The 18,360-nt window shown below is 49.5% G+C and carries 20 protein-coding genes, 1 tRNA gene and 1 pseudogene; 8 read left to right on the top strand and 14 right to left on the bottom strand.

Going from position 1 to position 18,360, the window contains the following annotated elements; translation table 11 throughout:
* Positions 1-370 precede the first annotated feature (370 nt).
* Positions 371-820 carry a DUF3293 domain-containing protein gene (locus tag AXFE_RS04575; protein WP_052604705.1) on the top strand — a complete coding sequence of 150 codons (450 nt, stop codon included), beginning with the start codon at positions 371-373 and terminating at the stop codon, positions 818-820.
* Positions 821-942: 122 nt separating this feature from the next.
* Entirely contained in the window at positions 943-1,383 is a 441-nt protein-coding gene (locus AXFE_RS04570) for a hypothetical protein (RefSeq protein ID WP_052604704.1), read from the top strand.
* A 71-nt stretch (positions 1,384-1,454) separates the two neighbouring features.
* Here AXFE_RS04570 and AXFE_RS21315 read toward each other — a convergent pair whose 3' ends face one another.
* Positions 1,455-1,712, bottom strand: a complete 258-nt coding sequence (locus AXFE_RS21315; protein ID WP_407071670.1) for an IS3 family transposase — start codon at positions 1,710-1,712, stop codon at positions 1,455-1,457.
* A pseudogene (locus AXFE_RS20690) lies at positions 1,663-1,827 on the bottom strand (transposase); the annotation flags it as partial. The gene AXFE_RS21315 and the pseudogene AXFE_RS20690, both read right to left, overlap by 50 nt.
* A gap of 276 nt (positions 1,828-2,103) precedes the next feature.
* On the opposite strand from AXFE_RS20690, the gene AXFE_RS04560 reads away from it, so the two are divergent.
* Complete coding sequence (locus AXFE_RS04560) at positions 2,104-3,549, top strand: methyl-accepting chemotaxis protein (RefSeq protein WP_082058476.1); 1,446 nt, start codon at positions 2,104-2,106, stop codon at positions 3,547-3,549.
* Between the two features lie 298 nt (positions 3,550-3,847).
* Here AXFE_RS04560 and AXFE_RS04555 read toward each other — a convergent pair whose 3' ends face one another.
* A complete protein-coding gene (locus AXFE_RS04555; protein WP_052604701.1) occupies positions 3,848-4,873 on the bottom strand; it encodes an IS630 family transposase in 1,026 nt (341 codons plus the stop codon).
* Between the two features lie 396 nt (positions 4,874-5,269).
* Between AXFE_RS04555 and AXFE_RS04545 the strand changes: the two genes are divergently transcribed.
* A complete protein-coding gene (locus tag AXFE_RS04545; RefSeq protein ID WP_052604699.1) occupies positions 5,270-6,145 on the top strand; it encodes a mechanosensitive ion channel family protein in 876 nt (291 codons plus the stop codon).
* Positions 6,146-6,302: 157 nt separating this feature from the next.
* Here the strand turns inward: AXFE_RS04545 and AXFE_RS19870 are convergent, their stop codons facing one another.
* The 3 genes from AXFE_RS19870 to AXFE_RS04535 form a co-directional block, all read right to left on the bottom strand.
* Complete coding sequence (locus AXFE_RS19870) at positions 6,303-6,446, bottom strand: hypothetical protein (RefSeq protein ID WP_160291729.1); 144 nt, start codon at positions 6,444-6,446, stop codon at positions 6,303-6,305.
* Positions 6,447-7,167: 721 nt separating this feature from the next.
* On the bottom strand, positions 7,168-7,968 hold the full coding sequence (locus AXFE_RS04540) for a Cof-type HAD-IIB family hydrolase (RefSeq protein WP_052604698.1): 801 nt from the start codon (positions 7,966-7,968) through the stop codon (positions 7,168-7,170).
* A 96-nt stretch (positions 7,969-8,064) separates the two neighbouring features.
* A complete protein-coding gene (locus AXFE_RS04535) occupies positions 8,065-8,562 on the bottom strand; it encodes a hypothetical protein (RefSeq protein WP_052604697.1) in 498 nt (165 codons plus the stop codon).
* A gap of 204 nt (positions 8,563-8,766) precedes the next feature.
* On the opposite strand from AXFE_RS04535, the gene AXFE_RS04530 reads away from it, so the two are divergent.
* The 3 genes from AXFE_RS04530 (at position 8,767) to AXFE_RS04520 (ending at position 10,589) form a co-directional block, all read left to right on the top strand.
* The gene (locus AXFE_RS04530) at positions 8,767-9,615 is read left to right on the top strand and encodes an oxygenase MpaB family protein (RefSeq protein ID WP_052604696.1); all 849 of its coding nucleotides are present in this window, start codon (positions 8,767-8,769) and stop codon (positions 9,613-9,615) included.
* A 53-nt stretch (positions 9,616-9,668) separates the two neighbouring features.
* Positions 9,669-10,448: an inositol monophosphatase family protein gene (locus AXFE_RS18310; RefSeq protein ID WP_082058474.1), complete on the top strand. Its 780-nt coding sequence runs from the start codon at positions 9,669-9,671 to the stop codon at positions 10,446-10,448.
* 64 nt (positions 10,449-10,512) lie between these two features.
* Positions 10,513-10,589 (top strand) — tRNA-Val (locus AXFE_RS04520).
* Here AXFE_RS04520 and AXFE_RS18305 read toward each other — a convergent pair.
* From AXFE_RS18305 to AXFE_RS04465, 8 genes are all read right to left on the bottom strand, one after another.
* Positions 10,552-12,417 (bottom strand): recombinase family protein, encoded by a 1,866-nt coding sequence (locus AXFE_RS18305; protein WP_152625863.1) that lies wholly within the window; start codon positions 12,415-12,417, stop codon positions 10,552-10,554. The two genes, AXFE_RS04520 and AXFE_RS18305, sit on opposite strands and share 38 nt — an antisense overlap.
* On the bottom strand, positions 12,414-13,262 hold the full coding sequence (locus AXFE_RS04495) for a replication-relaxation family protein (RefSeq protein ID WP_235347603.1): 849 nt from the start codon (positions 13,260-13,262) through the stop codon (positions 12,414-12,416). The genes AXFE_RS18305 and AXFE_RS04495 overlap by 4 nt, the downstream gene beginning before the upstream one ends.
* Before the next feature lie 160 nt (positions 13,263-13,422).
* Positions 13,423-15,579, bottom strand: coding sequence for a type IV secretory system conjugative DNA transfer family protein (locus tag AXFE_RS04490; protein ID WP_052604689.1), 2,157 nt, complete (start codon positions 15,577-15,579; stop codon positions 13,423-13,425).
* The gene (locus AXFE_RS04485; protein ID WP_052604688.1) at positions 15,576-15,788 is read right to left on the bottom strand and encodes a hypothetical protein; all 213 of its coding nucleotides are present in this window, start codon (positions 15,786-15,788) and stop codon (positions 15,576-15,578) included. Before AXFE_RS04485 ends, AXFE_RS04490 begins: the two co-directional genes overlap by 4 nt.
* A 97-nt stretch (positions 15,789-15,885) precedes the next feature.
* Positions 15,886-16,071, bottom strand: a complete 186-nt coding sequence (locus AXFE_RS04480) for a hypothetical protein (RefSeq protein WP_052604687.1) — start codon at positions 16,069-16,071, stop codon at positions 15,886-15,888.
* A 15-nt stretch (positions 16,072-16,086) separates the two neighbouring features.
* On the bottom strand, positions 16,087-16,653 hold the full coding sequence (locus tag AXFE_RS04475; protein ID WP_052604686.1) for an MT-A70 family methyltransferase: 567 nt from the start codon (positions 16,651-16,653) through the stop codon (positions 16,087-16,089).
* A gap of 173 nt (positions 16,654-16,826) precedes the next feature.
* Positions 16,827-17,105, bottom strand: a complete 279-nt coding sequence (locus AXFE_RS04470) for a hypothetical protein (RefSeq protein ID WP_052604685.1) — start codon at positions 17,103-17,105, stop codon at positions 16,827-16,829.
* The gene (locus tag AXFE_RS04465) at positions 17,099-17,485 is read right to left on the bottom strand and encodes a hypothetical protein (protein ID WP_152625862.1); all 387 of its coding nucleotides are present in this window, start codon (positions 17,483-17,485) and stop codon (positions 17,099-17,101) included. Before AXFE_RS04465 ends, AXFE_RS04470 begins: the two co-directional genes overlap by 7 nt.
* Positions 17,486-17,522: 37 nt before the next feature.
* Here AXFE_RS04465 and AXFE_RS04460 point away from each other — a divergent pair, with 37 nt between their 5' ends.
* On the top strand, positions 17,523-18,317 hold the full coding sequence (locus tag AXFE_RS04460) for a hypothetical protein (protein WP_052604683.1): 795 nt from the start codon (positions 17,523-17,525) through the stop codon (positions 18,315-18,317).
* Positions 18,318-18,360 lie beyond the last annotated feature (43 nt).

Here is an 18,360-nt window from a genome sequence, read left to right as displayed (position 1 = left end):
GCTGCATAGTTTTTCTCAACTTCAATAATCGTACCTTCTATTCGTTCACGCTATCGTGAAGCGAAATTCGAAGAAGTTTTATCCCTAGCTCCAAATAAATATTTTACAAGCTTTTTTAGGTTGCTGGCTGGAGAATAAACGCCTTTTTGCCTAGTCGGGGTCTGTCTATAATATCTTGGTTTTATTCCAGGTCTACTTAGAAGTGCCACTCGGTGGTTATGTTCCTAAGTGGTGTTATTGCTAGGCGGATACGCTAATAATTATCTCCAAGTCTCGAGATCGACTGGATAGGATTTAGAAGGGGAGTGTTCACTCACAGAAACCAACGAAACTGCTGTTTTGCCCTTCGTGGGGTTTATCTTGAATTGATATGGTTGAAGTTAGTGATGAGATCTGGGAGCTCTGGAGCGAGGTCTCTCTGGAGGTTTTTATTGGTAGAGATTCCTATCTACTTTGTGATGGCAAATTACTCGCTGATTCCTATCGCAAGTTTGTCGAGACTGCCTCGGTATATGCATCTGAATTACCTTTTTTTATCTTGACAGCCTGGAATCCAAATGCGCAGAGGTTGTCAAGCCGTACTAACCACGCAAGACAGGCACGCCTCTTATTGGAGTTAAGTAACCAGAAAGTCAAATTTTGGCCCAGTCGAGGTTGGAGCAGTGGCTGGAGCGAGAGTGGCACTGCATTTTTTGCAAAAGGCTTCGATTTGGTTGATCGCCTGGCTCGAGACTTTGGACAGGCTGGTTACTACTATATCTTCGACGATCACCTATGGCTTGTTGATGTATCAAGGTCACGACCGGCTCTTGCACTTTGATTTTAGGTCGACCGTTAGAAGAATTATATGCGTTTGTTTTTTTATGCGGGATAAGTAATTGATGAAAAGGCTTAACTAATTTTTCTTTGTGGTCGACTTATTATGGCGTGAGGGATAGGGAATTGACAGAAAAGGTGACTCTTGAGATAACTCTGCGAAGGGTTGCAGAAAATCTCTGGCTTGCCTCCTTGTTGGATGACCCCGATCTGTCTTCCTTGGCTACGGATCCAGTTTCTGCTCAATGGGAGCTACGCTCGGTAGTTGCTTTATCTATGGGTCTGGAACCGTTGTGTATTGAATTTAGACGAAATTATACGACAAAGCCGGTCAATGATGGCCCTACTTTTTCCGCGACAAGAGTCGATATCCTTAGGCTTGAAGACAGTAGTACTGCGGACTACGATTCAATCGCCGCCGCCCTTAGAAGATCTCATAGTGATGCGTTGAAACTTGCAAGGGAAGCTCTTCGAAAGCTCGTTATAGAGGATTCGTTGACGTTAGCAGAGGCAGCTGCGGCCGTTGGAATTACGCCTATCCAGGCAGCGGCCCTGGTGGAGAATTGAATTTAGAGTTTCGTCAAGTAGATGCGAATTTCTGGAATTACTCACCAAACGCGACACGGAACTCCGCTTATCTATGCAGCTTTCACCATAGCTGACTTTTCAAAATCAATTGGCGAAATGTCACCAATAATTGAATGTCTCCTCTTCCGGTTGTACCATTGGATCCAGTCGAAGATCTCTATTCTTGCCTCCTCTCTGGTGCCGAAGACTGTTTGATATACGAGCTCTTTCTTCAATGAGGTTCGGTGTAGTCTCACCGGAAGCCTTCTTTGCTCTCCGAACGTTGTAGACCCGATTATTAAGAGTTGCCTCCGGGATACCCAACTCATTAGCCACCTGCTTAATGGATCGATTTCCAATCTCTACAAGTTTGACTGCGTCACTTTTGAAATCCGAGTCAAACTTTCTACGAGGCGTTGCCTCTTTTGGATGCAATTCTCCCATGACTACCATTCTCCTTTGATTTAGGGAGAGTCGTGTCGCGTATCGTGAGAAGGTTCATTCCTTGGCGTGGGATTCGTTCATACACCTTAGTTTCAGGATGTTGATTTTGGTTTTTTTAGGATAAGAATGGCAAACCGAGGAGGTCAGTGGTTACTTGCTTTACATTTCAATTGTGAGCTAAAGTTTTTTGAATAGTTTGATAACAAAACTAAATGAAAGCCCTGATGCGCCGATACAAGATTCTATGACAGGTTGGGTCTTTGAGGCGGTTTCGAAATGCGGATGTTGACCAGAGGTATGCACAAGGCGACGACGAGTCGCTCCAACTTCGGTACTTTCAACGTTGAAAGTACGGAAGTTGTAGTGGCGCGAATGGTCGCTTCGGCTTCAAGCCTTGGAATCGATGTTGTGGACATCTGGGGAATGCTAGATAGTCTCGCAACAAAGCTTGAAGAACAGGCCAAGTATTTTCAAGAGATGGGTGGTGTCGCTAGGGATGTTGTTTCATCCAATGAAAAAGTTGCTCAACTTGCTCAATCTACCCAAGTGGTCGCTCAAGATGTCGATAGTCTCCTAGAGTCTTCTAGAGGCACCGTGGGAAGCTCGTTGTCTGAGATTCGGACGTTGGCTTCATGGGTATCTAGCACTAGTGATGAACTCGTAGAGCTCGGTGTGGAGCTTCAGTCGGTCGCAGGAGTTGCTTCTCAAATCGATAAGATCGCCCAACAGACCCACATCTTGGCCCTTAATGCCAGGATTGAAGCAGTACGCTCTGGCAAGCATGGAACCTCATTTGCTGTTATTGCTAATTCCATCAGAGACTTAGCAGATCAAACAATTTCAATGGCTGCTTCGATAGGCGACAAATTGGCCGGTTTGACAGATCGGGTTGGAAGCCTCGAAGCTAGTGCCCAAAAGGCCCGCCAAGGGGCCAGCGCGACTGAAGCTGGGACTAACCAGATAGCTGAAGTCATCTCAGGTGTTTCAGTGGCAGTCGCCAAGGTGGATGGAGATGTCTCAGAGATGGCAAACGCGGCACAAGAATCTAGCGGCCAGATGACTTCATTCAATAACTCCTTGGCCATGCTAATTGAAGGGGTGGATTCAAGTTCTAAGGAACTTGGTCTGGCTAAGACGAAGAGTTCAGACCTTTTGGACTCCGTCGAAGTGCTGTTGCAGACGGCCAATACCTCGGATGTGGAGACGATCGATACCTCCTTTATCAACTTGGCGATCAACACGGCCGCGGAGTTCTCGCGTCTCTTGGAGAATGCGCTCTCAAGCGGAAAGATTAGCGAATCTGAACTATTTGATTCAGATTACGTTCCTGTGTCTGGAAGCAACCCTATCCAACACTTAACCAAGTTTGTTCGTCTGAGCGATGAACTTTTTGTCTCGGCCCAGGAGAAGGCTCTTGAGATGGATGAGCGGGTAGTTTTTTGTGTGGCAGTTGATCGAAATGGATATTTACCTACCCATAATCTAAAGTTCTCCAAGCCCCAAGGACCTGATCCGATTTGGAATGCTGCCAATTGCAGAAATCGACGAATTTTTGCGGATCGAACTGGACTTGCTGCGGGAAGAAATCAAGAGCATGTTCTATTGCAGACTTACCGACGAGATATGGGTGGTGGAAAGTACGCCCTTATGAAGGATGTCTCATCTCCTATTTGGGTAAATGGAGCCCACTGGGGCGGAGTTCGGGTTGCCTATCTAGCATAACGCTTTGATGCTAGATAGGTTTGGCCCTGAACGATCGAGCCGATGGCTCGCGCTACTAGCCCTTAGTCGTAGCATCGATGAGTTTGTTGATCGTTGCACTCGAAAGCTGACTGCGCTAATCTGTTTAGATTTGTTTTCATCCTACTAATTCGGTGGGTCTGGGTCATTTCATGAACGCCTTATATAGCACTAGAGTCACTTAACTTATCCGGATTGGAATCATTGGATTGTTCGAATCTGCATCCCTTTGGGTCCCTTTGGCTAGATTTTATTTCACGTATCGGTGGAACTATAGAGCTCACACTCTGACTTGCTCCTTGAAATCAAGTAAAGAGTATGGGAATGTCGTCGTGTTGAGATAGTCGACTAATTCCTTTGTGACTGGTTCAATCTTGGGAATGAAGCGATTGTGGGTTACAGCAGAGCGCCCTTGCTTCCAAACGTGTTCCTGGGGATTGAGTTGCGGAGAATACGGAGGGAAATGGACTGCTTCGATGTGATGCTCCCTAATTGCCTCTTGAGCGACGCTCCCTCTGTGCCATCCTGCCCCATCCCATATAAGCAGAATCTTCTCTCTTGGGTAAATCTTGCGGATCGCCAGCAGTATGGCCGCTGTTTCATGCATAGTCTGGCGCTCTGTTGCAAATGCATGCTCCTTGCCTGTCTTGAGGTTCAAAAACCCATAGATGCTCCGGTTCTTTCTGGTTCCATTGGTCTCAATTACAGCTGGTGTGGTTCCTTTCGGTATCCACACTTTCTGAGTAGTTGTCGCCTGAGTGAGAACCATCTCGTCTTCACAGAGAATCACCGTATCTGGATCAGAGAATGCCTCTTTCAGACGTTCTTGCTGCTCGTCTTTCCATTCAGCTACTGCTTGTGGATCAGCCTTCTCGTACTGTTTGCCCGGCAGATGGAAGCTGAACTTACTTTCCCGAAACAGAACGTAATAGCTAGTGCTAGAGGCATAGAGAACACCGTATCTGCGCTTGAGTACTGTAGCCAGGATCCGTGTTGACCAAAACGGGGAACTGCTATAGCCGTGGTCATTGGGAGTTGTAGTCGTGAGCATGATTGCCACTTCATCTCTTTGAGACTTTGAGAGAAGTACCGGAGCGTTGTTATGGCGCTTGTCCTTGAATGCCTCAGTGCCAACGCTGCGGAATGACCGTCGAATTCGCTGTACATGCTTGACAGAGAGGCCTGTCCTGTTGAGGGGACTCCCATCTTCAAGGGTGAGAACTGCCAGCGCCCGCTTATATTCGTCGATGTTTTCAGTCTTCGCCATGAATGCTTCAATAGTGGCGAGTTCCTCGGGTGTAAGCATGTCACGAGAAGATTAACACACCTTACAAGAAATTAAAAGGGCTCATTGGAGCATTTCAGAGTGTTATGCGAATAAATGGTTTAGCATCGCTCGGGTGTGGGCGGATTTAGATGTCTTCGCTGGTGATGGTTCTGGTACACTTCGGGACTGGGTCATCTTTGAATTTTCGAGTAATGGCCCCTTAAAGTGGTTTTATCAAGTTGTTTGGCCAGACATCGCAAGAAAAGTATCAACTCGGGTAGTTGACCATTTGGCCAGTTGGCGAGTTGGGGATGCGTACATTTAAGCGGGAGCCAGAGTTCATTGGCGTAATTTGAAACAGCGGCGCCTCCATGGGGTAGTTTTTTTGACAATAGTCGATGTGATTTGGCTATTGTGTAAGAGGTGCACATAAATGTGAGCGGTATTACAGAGGCAATCGGTATCTGGGTGCGAGACGTTGGACTCGTGGTTGCTCTGATGGTTATCGGTTCTGTTTTGGCTGCAAGATCGGTGCACTTTGTTGGTACTAAGGTTTCAAGCTATCTAAAGCGAGTGGCGTCGCAACAGATTAGAGATGAGTTCGTCCTCTCTGAGAGAAATAAGTACGTCTCTGCTGTCGTCCAAGCCGTTGATTGGGCAGCAGTAGCGATCATTTACAGTGTCGCTCTGATTCTGGTTCTGATTCAGCTTCGAGTTCCGATCACTTCGCTTGTGGCTCCTGCAACCGTTATTGGAGTTGCGCTTGGATTTGGAGCCCAGACGGTCGTTCAGGACCTCCTGGCGGGCTTTTTCATCTTTGCTGAGCGGCAATATGGAGTGGGGGATATTATTCGTATATCGGCTCCGGGGGTCTTAGCTGGAATTACGGGAACCGTAGAAGAGGTGACTCTTAGGATTACGCGAATTCGAAACCTTTCGGGAGAGCAGATCATCTTGCCAAATTCGGAGATAAGGCAAGTAGTCAACTTATCGCGAGAATGGTCTCAGGTCGTAGTTGATTTTCCAATTCGCCAAGACGTAGATCTTGCGATGGTTCGACGCGAGTTGGAGAATTTAGCAACTTCGATTACTCAAGATCCTCGTTGGGTCAATGTATTGGTAGGCCCGTTGGTTGTAACGGGAATCGAGACGATATCTCCAGGAATGGTTACGATTAGGATTTTGGGCCGAACTTTGCCAGCACAACAATGGGAAGTTGGTCGAGAGATAAGGATGCGCGGTATTACATTGTTGGGTCAATCAGGTGCGCTCTTTAATCCTGATTCAGTAAATTATAACTTCGGGCCGTGACTATGAGCCATGAGATCCCAAATCAAAGCACTGATGTGAAGTTTCGACGATTTCATCGGCCGCGCCGATCGACAGTTATATTGTCTGTGCTTTTTTTTGCATTATTGGGGATTTACCTGGACCTAAGGCCACAGCCAAAAGCTGAGCCTGTTCCAATTTATGCAGTCGTTCCAACTACTACTACAACTATTGCACATCCGCTTGAAACGACGGTTGCTCCGAAGGCTTCCACCACCACCACCACTACCACAACTTCGTCAACTACAACTTCCACCACTACCACAGTTTTAGGTGGATCCACAACGACCACTGGATCTCACGGGTCGACCTCAACCTCAACCTCAACCTCTACAACTGTGTTTGGAACTACTTCAACCTCAATCCCAAGCAATAGCTCGACCTCGACACCAAGCACCTCCACCACTTTGGCATCTTGAAGCTACGTTGATGAAAATGAGCAATGTTAGGTCTGATGCATCATTCAGCATGGTTCGCGGTGAGTTTTCACCAAGAAAAATTAATCGCGAACCATGCGGAATAGCAGTTTCCAAAGTGTGTTTACAGACCTATTCAGCACGAACGGAACATTGCTCATTACCAGTATGTGGTGCGGTTTGGATTGAATCAGTGGTTCTCTACAAATTGTGTGTAAGCGGACTTTTGGTAGATCTATACAAACTTGTCGTACGCTTTAGGCGCCGAGTAGGTTTTCAATCTCTGTTGCCCAGGAAAGTTTTTTCACACGGGCCCTAGAGGTGGCTTTTGTATTGCACCCTATTGGTGAAATCAATGGATGGATGGTTTTTCACAATTGATTGCGACCTCAACCTTGACAGTATTCATGCAAACCTGAAGGTCGCGGACACTCCGAGAATAACGAGGCGGGCAGAAATCTTAGTGGCTACTAGCTTTGGCCATCGTGGATACGTGTTTTGAAATTCAATGGAAGTTAGAGTTCGATTTGTTTCCGCGCGAATAAGGTCTCTTGTAGAATCCGTGCGCTAGTTTTTGTATATCATGACTCAATTTTGTGCAATTATCTTTTCGATCTCGAGCGCCAATTGCGAAAATCCAGAGTCATCGTGATGTGGAACGACGCGATCAGTAATTGAGAATAAGTCCGGATGAGCGCTTTGTAGGGTAAATGGATAGCCAACAAGATTTAGCATGTCCAGATCGTTTCTTTGGTCTCCTATGGCAGCTACTTGAGACGGAGAGATACCAATTATTTCACACACAATGGTAACTCCGTGTGCTTTTGTTATTCCGTGTGCAGCAAATTCAATCCAATCAGGTCCCGATATCGTTACGTCGACAAATTGGCTTAGCATTGGCGCTAGGTGATCTCGAAGCTCTTCGGAGCTTTTTCCTGGGACTCTGCCGATCACTTTTGTCATGCCCTGATCGACCTTGGTCAGTAGGTCTTTTGTTGTTGGAATGATCAAATCGGGAATGGGTCTTTTGAAGAAATTTGCCTCGGCGAAGAAGTCGTCAACGTATTCTCCAGCCAGGATTACAGCTTCAAATTCATCCCTAAGGATTGAAATTATTGATTTGGATACCTTTTGACTAATCGGATCATGGCGCAGTAGGGTCTTCGACTGCAAATCGTATACGATCGCCCCATTTGCACAAATGGCATAGGGGCCAAGGCCAGCTGTCTTTGATATCTTGCTAGCCGAACGCGGGGATCGAGCGGTCGCTGCTATCGTTGGTATGCCCATTTTATTGATCGCAGCGATTGCGTCAATATTTTGTCTGCTTACTTTTCCGTTTGCGTCAAGTAGAGTTCCATCTAGGTCGGTTGCTAGTAATTTGATCAATTGTTTAGATCTCCACTTCGGAATTTATCAATTCATTACGGTAGACACTCAAGAGATGCAATCGGACCATTCCTTATGAATTGTGATCTGGCGCAACTATCCAGCACTATTTGAGTTCTGTGGAATGGACGCCTGCTCGAAGACTCCAGAACCGTTAATATTTCCTGCATTACCATTAGCGCATTCGGCGGTTAGTGCAGATTGTAGATTTGTGATCTTCACCCTATTCGTCTCCGAAAGTGTTGCCTCTAGGGGCTGCCAGTCACCATTTGATCCTGCGGCAATCGCAGCATAGGGTAGTGCTCGACGGAGGAGTCCCAACGCATTTTGATTCTTTTGGGGTGTAATTGGTGCTTTGAGCTCTAGGAGTGCTTGATTGACCAGTTGGCATGCCTTCGTCCCGTTGGTACCAGCCGACGAACCACAGCTTGACAACAGTGGTGCGCACGCGAAAGAGACTAAGGCTGGGAGAAATATGTGAGCTTTCAATGAGGTGAGACCGTGCTTGGGGGCATCATTATATGGCTTTGGCCCACCGAAGTAGCCTCGAAGCCGTTTGAAGATATCGTCGCTTTTGGCTCTATTAGTACTCACTTGCTATAGCTTAGATGTCTTGGTTCGATAAATAAGGGGTTTCGATCTTCTGTGGTACGCACATTTAGGTTCGAAATGGTGGATGATTGCGTGTATCTTCGATAGAGTTCTAGGATTGAAGCCGTTGACAACTTTCCCGAAGTGCCATTGATCTTTCCGATTTGGTCGTTCTGGTGGTGGCTCTGAGATGTTACAAGGCGGGCTATGGACAGATATTCAATTTCGAAAAGTGACTCCCTGGGAATTATGGGCCCTGAAAGTATTTCATGGAGGATCCATGCAGACCCCACTTCGTTTATCGGAGGTATAAGGGCGCTGCTTGTTCAAGCTCTGTCTATCCCATCAATGGCGGCCGTAGCTGGATATTCCAACTACAGAAGTGATCCATGGGGACGTTTGGCGCGTACATCAAACTTTGTAATGACAACGACCTTTGGAAGTAAATCTCAAGCTTGGGATGAAATTGAAGGTGTCAAGGCTATACATCGGCGAGTAGTTGGTGTAGATCCTGAAAGTGGAATCTCATATCGCGCAGATGATCCGATATTACTTGCATTTATCCACAACTGTTTTGTGGATTCAATGTTGACTAGCTATTGTTTTTTTGTTCATGAATTATCCTTTGAGGAAAAAAATCTTTATCTACAAGAGCAATCCGTCATTGCTTTCGGCCTTGGCGCATCACCATCTAAGGTGGTGTTGAATGTTTCGGACCTTGGCGATGCTATAGCGAATGCTCCATATATCGGTATTTCAAATGGTGCGCGTCAGGCGTTTGACGATCTTGTGAAGCCTCAGTTTCCAGATGGCGCGGGAGTACTTTCGGTACTGTGGCCGCTGATAGCGGATTCTGCGCTGGATCTATTGCCGGCTTTTGCGAAGGAGCACTATGGGATAAATCGATCTCAGGTGGTATCGATCTTGCGAAGAAAGGTGGTTTGGGCACTCGGAATTTTTCTTCGACTCTATCTACCTGGGCATCCGATGTATCGACAGGCTAAGTTGCAGTGGTACGATGACCTCCGCTCGGCTCGGCGATCCCCTGCTCGCTAACTGCAATTGTAGTATTTAGACTTATATAGGCAAGTGATTAAGACGAGGATGAGATTATCAATTATTCAAGGTTTATAGAAGAATGCAATGACCTTACGACTTCGGTTCGAAATCTCATACACGGTGGGGAACTTGAGTGGGGTCCAACCGATGATATCCCAGGTCAACATAAAGGCGACGTTGAAGTTGACGACCTTTGCATAGATTTCTTTGTCAAACGAGGATTCAACGTCTTCTCAGAAGAGTCGGGATTTACCAAATCATTTTTAAGTGACTCAGCTCTAACCGTCGTACTTGATCCTGTTGATGGCTCCACCAATGCATCGCGGGGGATTCCGTTTTCTGCAATCTCTTGCGCCCTAATACGAGGCGATGAGCTCTTGGGCGGATATGTTGGGGAGCTTACCAACGGTTCAACCTATTGGTCATTGCGAGGTGAGGGAGCATATTGGAACGGGAATCAAATCCATGTGCAAGCCAGAGAGAGATCGCTATCTAAATCAGTCGTCGCTGTCAACGGATATCCACCTCGTCATCTTGGCTGGGGTCAATTTCGGGCATTTGGGTCTGCAGCCCTTGAGCTTTGTATGGTGGCGTCGTCGCAGCTTGACGCGTTTGTCGATTTTTCCTATAGTGGACTCGCAACATGGGATTACTTGGCAGGTGTGGCGATTATCGAAGAGGCAGGCGCGTTTGCAAAAGTGATAGATCCGCAAAGGTTGTTGAGGGGAGATTTCTTTGGCGGGCGTCGTCATATCATGGCGGCCGCTGATGAAAGTTTGGCTGGGATCATTTGCGATAGTTTGCCAAAGATGAAGATATCCCAGCCTTGAACGATTTATCGTTGAACTAGGTTGAAACTTAGGCATAAGTGGCTAGAGTTTAATGAGTCCTTTCGGGCGTTTAGCTCAGTTGGTTAGAGCAGCTGATTTACACTCAGCAGGTCGGGGGTTCGAGTCCCTTAGCGCCCACCAAAAGTGTCTTACTCAAACCATGTGCATGAAAAATCGACTGATGGTTGGGAGAACGATGCCTCTTATTTATAGATAATCCCTCGAGTCCACTCGGTCGAGTGGACTCTTTGTTTTCCTGGATGCCGTCATCTTCTTGCTGGTCACCCCGAACCGCTACACGCAGCTCCGGAGAGAGCAGATTATCAAACGGTGGTGCCAGCTCGGCTCGAATGCCGAGATCTGGATTTACCAGAATCCTATTGAAGAAGGCCTGATTGAACATTCGCTTGATGTGATCTGGAGCGCAGCTATAAGCGGTAGCGCAGTCCTCGAGCAGATCGAGCGCCTTTGTGAGGTTCCCTTCGACAATGTCAAAATGCGAAGTTGATGCCTCGATCCGGCTGGCGATGCGCGCCATCCCAGATGCGATCCGGTCTTGTTCTGTTTTAAGAACGTCGAGTGGAATAGCACCGCCGTAGTGTGCCTGCATCAGCTTGTCGCGTTCCCGGATCAGCTTTTCCTGTTCCCGGCGCATGTCCTCTTGCTCATCGTCTGTTTCTTGGCGAGCTCGTTTCAACTCAATAAGCAAGGTGGATTCAACCTGGCGTCGAAACTCTGCACTGATGGAGATTCCTTTGTAGTATTCGGCGATCTTCTCTTCTACTTCGTCGATCAGAACGGACTTTTGTTCACAATCGTTGCGTTTGGCGTGGCGAGCCGAACACATGAAATATCCATATCGCATCCCCGAACGGGACTTGGCGATCTGTACTAGCAACCGGGATCCACATGATCCGCAGAACACGGTGCTTTTTAGAAAATGAGGATAAGTCCGGGTTCTCTCACCGTTGACGTGTGAGGCGATGACGCTTTGTACCCGTTGCCAGGTTACCTCATCGACTAGCGGTTCGTGTTTTCCAGGTAGCAAGGCACCTTGGAAGTGAACTTGACCCTTGTAGTAGGGGTTGATGAGGATTTTGTTGAGATAGGACTCGGTCATTGGTTTCGATGGAATCCTTGGCGTTGCCTTGGTAGTTAGTCCGCGGCTCGCCAGTCGTTCAGCCAGTGAGGACATGGTCCATTCGCCGGTGGCATAGGTTTCAAAGGCCCATGTAATCAAAGGTGCCCGATCTTGGTCGACCTCGACGGTTCGGATTTCGCGTCCTTCGGCGCTTGAATTATGCACGTTGCGGTAACCAAGGGGAGCCTTGGAGACGGTGCCGCCACCTCGAGCTTTTTGTGTCATACCCTTGATGACCTCGTTGGCAAGATTGCGGGAGTAGAACTCGGCAATAGAGCTCATAATCCCATGGAGCAACATTCCCGATGGGGTTTCGTCGATGCTTTCGGTCGTGGATACGAGCCTTACCCGGGAATTGGTGAGTGACTGGCTGATCTCGACGTCATCGGCTCGGTTGCGTGCCAGGCGATCGAGTTTATGCACGATGACATAATCGATTTCGTGCTCTTGGATATATTCGAGCATGCGCTGCAGCTCAGGTCGGTTTGCCGATCGGGCAGAGGCGCCCCGGTCAACGAACTCCTTGATGACAATGGCTCCAAGCGATGCCGCCTTATGTCTGTTGGCATCTCGTTGGGCGGGAATGGAAAATCCTTCCGCCTCCCCGCCTCGTGTTGCTTGGTCACGGGTTGAGACTCGCAAATATGAGATGGCGACCTTGGGCGCTAGGGACTCTTTGATGGCTTCGGTGAGCGATGGTCTTGGCATATATGTGGCTGCTTCCATTGGACTTGGTTCTCCGTTTAGGTCACTCATGTTGTACCTCTGATTGTCAGATTGATCAAGTCCATCAGCTGGTGTTTCGTCTGGTTTCTGGGGATAACTCACTGGATACCTCCTTTCCCTTCGGGACCGCTAACTACCAGATCTCCCAGCTGATCGAGTGTTATAAAGGAAAACAGCCGATCGCTCATTACTTCATGCTCCTTGAGGTAGATCTGTAGGCTCTGGACCCGCTTGGAACTTGGAACGATCCACACCACCGCTGGAAAGACTCCGATACGGCGCTGTTCGATGCCGGTAGCTCTATAACCCCGGAATTGCTGGCACTTACGAAGCACCCGAGAAGGTGGCTCGGTTCCTCGGTTGATCTCGAAGAACCAGCGATCCTCAAAGTCGTCTGTGGTAGTTGTGGCCGCCAGATCAGGTTTTAGCCATCTCGTCTCGCCACCGAGTCCGAGATACGACCTCCAACATGTCGGCTCAAGTTGCAGGTTGCTCAGTGCTACTGCCTGACCAGCGGCGATCATCTGAAGTTCCAGGTGAACTTCTGCTACAGCGAGGTGGTGTTCAAGAAAGGTGGTCGTTGGTTCGTGTTCCCGGTATCGGCCACTAGTACTGCCGTCAGCATCATCATTATTTAGAATTCGGGCACCGGTTATACCGAGAGTCCAGACAAAGGATCCAGACCCGGCACGGACTCCACCGATTCGCCGTTCCAGATTGACGAGAAGCCGTAACTCTCGCAACCTGGCAAGCGTTCGGTTAGCTGACCTTAACGCTGCGGTCTTGGTTGGTTTGTTGGTGAAGTGGAATCTACAGATTTGATTAGTCGTGAGAAAGCGATGTTTGGCCACGGACTCAAGAATTGCAAGATCATAATTACTAAGAGACTTACCAATGACTTCCAACTCACGACGCCCAGTCCGTTTGACAGGCAACTGCCCGGTCATTGCAACCCCCGCCAGTGGTGAAAGACTCCACAGCATCGGTGATGCAGAGGAGTCTTATCCCTTGTTGGGGTTCTTTGAGGGAACGTGCGGCCTCCCCAAAAGTTGCTCGTCGTCGTGACCCGACGCTCGGATCGACAAGAGTCTTCCATGAATACGGGACTCATGACGTTCTCCGAGGTCGACGACCGATCTGATCGCTAGCGCCAGAGTGATCTTGTTTGCGAGCAGAACCAATGGTGCTCAAGATATCTGCCTCGACTTCGTCTTTGGATCGACCGTAGTTGATGGCACTTGTTTGCCTCAGTGCAACCGGGTCGGAGATCAGCTTCGGCGCAGGAAGTGTTCGACCGGAGATCCACCCGCTGGCGTTTCCGTTTACCATGAGCTGGGTGTAGACAGAGAATCTGGGTAGCAACATGAAGTCTTCCGCCTCAAGATTTGGTGCCATCTTGGTCATTTCAGCAGCGTCGGAAGCATCAAGTCCAAAGACGATCTTGGTTCTGGCGTTGGAGTCAATACCAGCACGCAGTGACGGGGGAAGTTGGCTTCGGTACTGGTGCGCAATCGTTAGTCCGACGCCAAGACTTCGGGCTTGCGATAGAGCATCAGCGAGATCAGTTGGCAGTGCCAAATAATCTTGAACCTCATCGATGTAGACGTTTGTAACGTGACGTCGTTCGGGCGGTAAGGCGGCACGTGCGAGGGTTAGGGGCCAGAGTTGGCTTACCACCAACGAACCAAGCAGTCTCGCGCTTTCTGCACCAATTAGGCCCTTATTGAGCGAGACCAACACGATGCGCCGCTTGGTAAAGAGGTCTTCCATCGAGAATCTGGGTTCAGTTTGGCTAAGTATGGCTCGTAGAGCGGGGCGGAGCAGAAATTGGCGTAACTTGTTCATCACCGGTGCGATGACCTGGGCTTGGAGTTGTGGCGACATGGCATCGTAGGCTGACCAGAATGACCCAAGTCCGATCTCATCGGTAATGTGTCTTGTCAGGCGATGTCGAAAGCTCGGATCCGTTAATAATGCTGGAAGCCATACCAAACTCGCTGTTGGCTGCCTTGCTAACGTGATGAGCGCACTTGTCAGGATATCCTGGGTGCGGGGACCCCAAGAATCTGCGAATAGTGATTTGAAGACAGCCAGGATGGAGTCAGCAACCAGCTCAGGGTTGCGTCTGGCGCCACCGAGTGGATTCAGCCCGACGGGTGCGTCATTAGCGGGATCGATAACGACGACATCTTGTTTCCGAGAATCTGGAATCCGACCCAGTACCTCATTAGTGAGGTCGAACTTTGGATCGATGACTAACACGCCTCTGCCAGCGTTGATGTCGGCGCAGATGAGATTCAACATGGTGGTCGATTTGCCAGATCCTGTTGGACCAAGCAAAACTGTGTGTTGCAGGGAATCGCTGGAAGATACGCCAAGTCGTAGCTGAGTACCGGTAACTGTTGAAACCGCGAAAGCTCGTTCACTATTCTTGAGCCACGATGGAGCTGCAAGTTGTTTTGGGTGTTCTGGCGCTACACCAGGAAGCGGACCCTCTCCGAGCGGCCAGCCCATGACACCAGCCAGTTCCAGTACCGACATACGAAGCGGCCAGCGCCACGGTTGTCGTCCAAGCATTATCGCCTGCGGTGATTCTCGGATGGTACGGATGCGTACTCCGGCCGATTCTGCAACCTTTGTTCCAGCGATTACGCCTGCAATAAGAGATCTGGCGCGATCTTTTCTCTCGGCTTTGGCCCCAATGCGGATTGCTGCTTGAAAGCCATGATGACTCGCTCTGGTTTTGAGCGATTTGCGTTGTTCAGCCGAAGCCGGATTGATCGAACCCCGAATCAGGTCTAACCACGTGGCTTCAGCGTCGCTCAACTTGGCGGGAAGCATTGAAGGAGAGGTTCGAGGTCCAAGGAGTACTTGCAGGACTACGTCTTCATGTTCGCCTCTTGGAGCAGCAAGGCCAGCGAGAACAGCTCGAACAGTTGCCGTGATACGTTCGGTGTCAATGGCCAGGTGGGCTTTGGTGAACCGGAGAGTGATGGCTTGGGTGATCGGTATTCGCCCTCCTTTTTCAATTACCTGAGCCCCATCGACCGTTGTCGTTACCACTCTTCGAAGTATTGCTTCACGTCCTGGGTCAATGCCGACTAGATTTCGAATAGCACCATCTTGTCCCCAGGTCTCCCAGATCATCGTGCCAAGTGATCGATCCGCTGAGAGCCGACTCAAGAGTTCGATCGCGCTCTCAGGATCAAAGGGTCGTGGCCAGCTGATTTCATACCAACAACGTGTTTTCGAGGAGACATTCACGTTGCCTCCTTCTGATTTTCATAATTGTCTGCCTGTTCGGTTTGTTGTTGCGCTTGTTTCTCTTGAGCCGCTTCATGCAGCGCAAGGGCGATAAAGGCTCGTCCGAGCTTGTGAAGGTCGGGTTGGTCGTGATGTATTGGCAGGATGCGAACGCGGTTTGATCTCGTCGTACCATGTCGGCTACTATTCTTATTCCGCTTCTTGCTCATTGTGTTCCACCCCTTCCTAGCTCAGGGCAAGTGAAACCGTGTTTCTCCCACCCGTCTTTTCTTATGAATGATCCCGGTGCAACGGTCAAGGTCATTGCTATCTGTGCCAGCGCCACCACCGGAGAAACACAGCGATAACTGTGATGGAGATCACGATTGCCAGCAGTGGCTCCCAGATTGAAACCACTAACTTGACGGCAATCCACGCCATAATGACCGTACCGAGTATCGAGACGACAAGTCTGCGCAGTTCGTGGACTGCACCGGTCGGTTCGTTTGACATTGTCTCTACCTCCTCTCATGATTTGTTCCTCGTTGACGGTGAATTCGGTACCGGATAACCTGGCATGTCGATATCTGATTCGATCTGATTTCCCCAGGCATCCCAACCAGGCTGACGTCTCCGGGCGAATAGCTCCAGGTATGGACCAGGTGAGATGCGCTCGATTACGGCATACTGCTCCTCTGGCTTATGGGAGTGATCCTGTAGCGGAGCGAACATCCAGGTTGGCTGGGACCGAAAACGCACCGGTGCTTTCCCCTTTGTGCCTAGCAGAAGGTGCTCGGTTGCATTGCGAAGGTACTGCCCCAAAGTAAAGCGTGGCTTTATCCAGGTCAACGGACTTCGTGGCGTGAATCCCCAGGCCTCTAAGATGTCATAGCCATGGCGCAGTGTTGCATTTGTAACCCATAGCCAACAGTGGCTGGCTTCTGGGTCCACTAAATCGCCAATCGGCATAGCTGCTATTTGATTTAGGGTCATGAGTTCGTAATGGCGCTCCGCACCAAGTGAGTTCTTGCCTTTTTGCTGTACGTCCCATGGCGGATCCGCCATGATCGTCCGATATTTCTTTATTTCTTGCATTGGTCCTCCTTTCGTTGCAACGGACCTTTCCAGCCCGCTGCTTTACTCTGATTGCACCTCACGAGATCCCTTCCGACAAGGTTCTGGCTGGTACTGGCTTTGAGCGACCGGTCAGTCCACCGTCGAAGAGAACATGTCATTTAGGGTCTCGTTGGTTCGTGTTGTGATTCTGGCTACGATTCGGCATCGTTCGACAGTTGAGAAGCTCGATGTGCCTCTCGAATCATGGCTTTACGCGCTTCGTGTGCCTTGTACCTGAGTACGGCGGCGACCTCATGCATCCGAGCCTCCTGCTCGAGTTGCTCTCTGAACGCCGCATCGACCAATCTGTGATACCTCGCCCGGTGATGCTTTTGCCATCGCTCGGAGACATCGTTGATAGCAATTACAATTGCAAGAGTTGCCATAGGTGCCATGAAAGCCAGCACAGAAGTCTCGATCAGCCTCACCATTTCGTGATCTCTCGAGCTGCACCCATGGCGTAAGCATCGACGATGTGCTTGTAACGGGCTTCTCCGAGTGGAGCAATACTGATTAGATGGGCTTCGAGGGCACTCAGTGCGCCGACATTTTCAAGTGCGGTATTAGCCAGAATGGCCCGAACTTGCTCGTGGGCTTCTTTGACCATGCCCGCTCCGACGACACGCTCGATCTGGCGCCGAGTTTGACGGGCAAGCGAGGGCGTCATCTGGTCGAGTGGTTGAAGGGACATTGAACCGTTACGAACGGCTATCTGGGAATCGCGCATGGCGGCCTCCAATTTCTTGCGTTTCATGGATGGAGGTATTTCCACCCGAGATCCAGCCTGATCGCCACGTATGGGTAGTTTCACGGTCACCCTGTGGGTAATTCACGGGTAACTTTTAGATGTGGAGACTTTTCTTGAGACCCAGATCACACCGCCGTCAGTCGAGGAGATTGCGAAAGCGCTTCGTCCGATTGTGACCTCTGGGCTGCCCGTTCGTCCCGAATACGATAACGCTGTCCTGCTCGGACTTCGTGGCGTCGTTGCTCGCAGCATCGATCCTTCTGATCGCCTGAGCCGTATTAAGGCGTTAGACGGAATCCTCAAGAGTCAACTGGCCTTCTTACCCGACGACGAACTTAGCGAGCCCGCCCGTGTGCTCTTCGGTCTCGCTCCCGGGACGAGGGGTCAAATAGTAACCGCCAGACGTCAACGAGCCGCCAGAGAAGCCGGATACGAGGCCGATCATTTCCGAAAACACATTGAGCCAAAGATTGTCCGACTTCTGGCTTGGCAGATTCACCAAGACTCCCAAAACTACATTCCCAGGTCTCGTACCTTGCCACCTCCACTTGAATCCAGCGGAGATACGCCGATCATCACTGTGGGAGACATCTCATCAAAGGATGCTGCCGAGCATCAAGAAGCCCTATCCCGACTATGGGCACATGTCTATGCGCTACGAGCCAACATCCTTCGCGTCGAGCGATTGAAGGTATGGCCGCACGACCCAACGGAACTCGCTACTAGTGAGCGGGTCTTGGCTGAAGCTATCGAGGCAAGGGATTACGAAATTGCTTCGGTTAAGGTACTAATTCAGCGCTATATTGACAACTACGGGCAATATATTGCCCACGGCGATGCCGAGTTCAATGCCGAGGCATTGCTCCGTCTTGCGGGTTGGGAGCAGGACATTTAGCACTAATGCTCTTTAAACTGGACACTATTTGTGGTATAATTAC

It is taken from the genome of Acidithrix ferrooxidans (assembly GCF_000949295.1).
Lineage (GTDB): Bacteria > Actinomycetota > Acidimicrobiia > Acidimicrobiales > Acidimicrobiaceae > Acidithrix > Acidithrix ferrooxidans.
This window is presented reverse-complemented; position numbering and strand designations above follow the sequence as displayed.

What these genes read in the sequence shown, in the direction of transcription:
- AXFE_RS04575 (WP_052604705.1), top strand. Translation starts at nt 371, where the DNA reads ATGGTTGAAGTTAGTGATGAGATCTGGGAGCTCTGGAGCGAGGTCTCT.
- AXFE_RS21315 (WP_407071670.1), bottom strand. Translation starts at nt 1,712, where the DNA reads ATGAGTTGGGTATCCCGGAGGCAACTCTTAATAATCGGGTCTACAACG.
- AXFE_RS04560 (WP_082058476.1), top strand. Translation starts at nt 2,104, where the DNA reads ATGCGGATGTTGACCAGAGGTATGCACAAGGCGACGACGAGTCGCTCC.
- AXFE_RS04555 (WP_052604701.1), bottom strand. Translation starts at nt 4,873, where the DNA reads ATGCTTACACCCGAGGAACTCGCCACTATTGAAGCATTCATGGCGAAG.
- AXFE_RS04530 (WP_052604696.1), top strand. Translation starts at nt 8,767, where the DNA reads ATGGACAGATATTCAATTTCGAAAAGTGACTCCCTGGGAATTATGGGC.
- AXFE_RS04495 (WP_235347603.1), bottom strand. Translation starts at nt 13,262, where the DNA reads ATGACCGGGCAGTTGCCTGTCAAACGGACTGGGCGTCGTGAGTTGGAA.
- AXFE_RS04485 (WP_052604688.1), bottom strand. Translation starts at nt 15,788, where the DNA reads ATGAGCAAGAAGCGGAATAAGAATAGTAGCCGACATGGTACGACGAGA.
- AXFE_RS04480 (WP_052604687.1), bottom strand. Translation starts at nt 16,071, where the DNA reads ATGTCAAACGAACCGACCGGTGCAGTCCACGAACTGCGCAGACTTGTC.
- AXFE_RS04475 (WP_052604686.1), bottom strand. Translation starts at nt 16,653, where the DNA reads ATGCAAGAAATAAAGAAATATCGGACGATCATGGCGGATCCGCCATGG.
- AXFE_RS04470 (WP_052604685.1), bottom strand. Translation starts at nt 17,105, where the DNA reads ATGGTGAGGCTGATCGAGACTTCTGTGCTGGCTTTCATGGCACCTATG.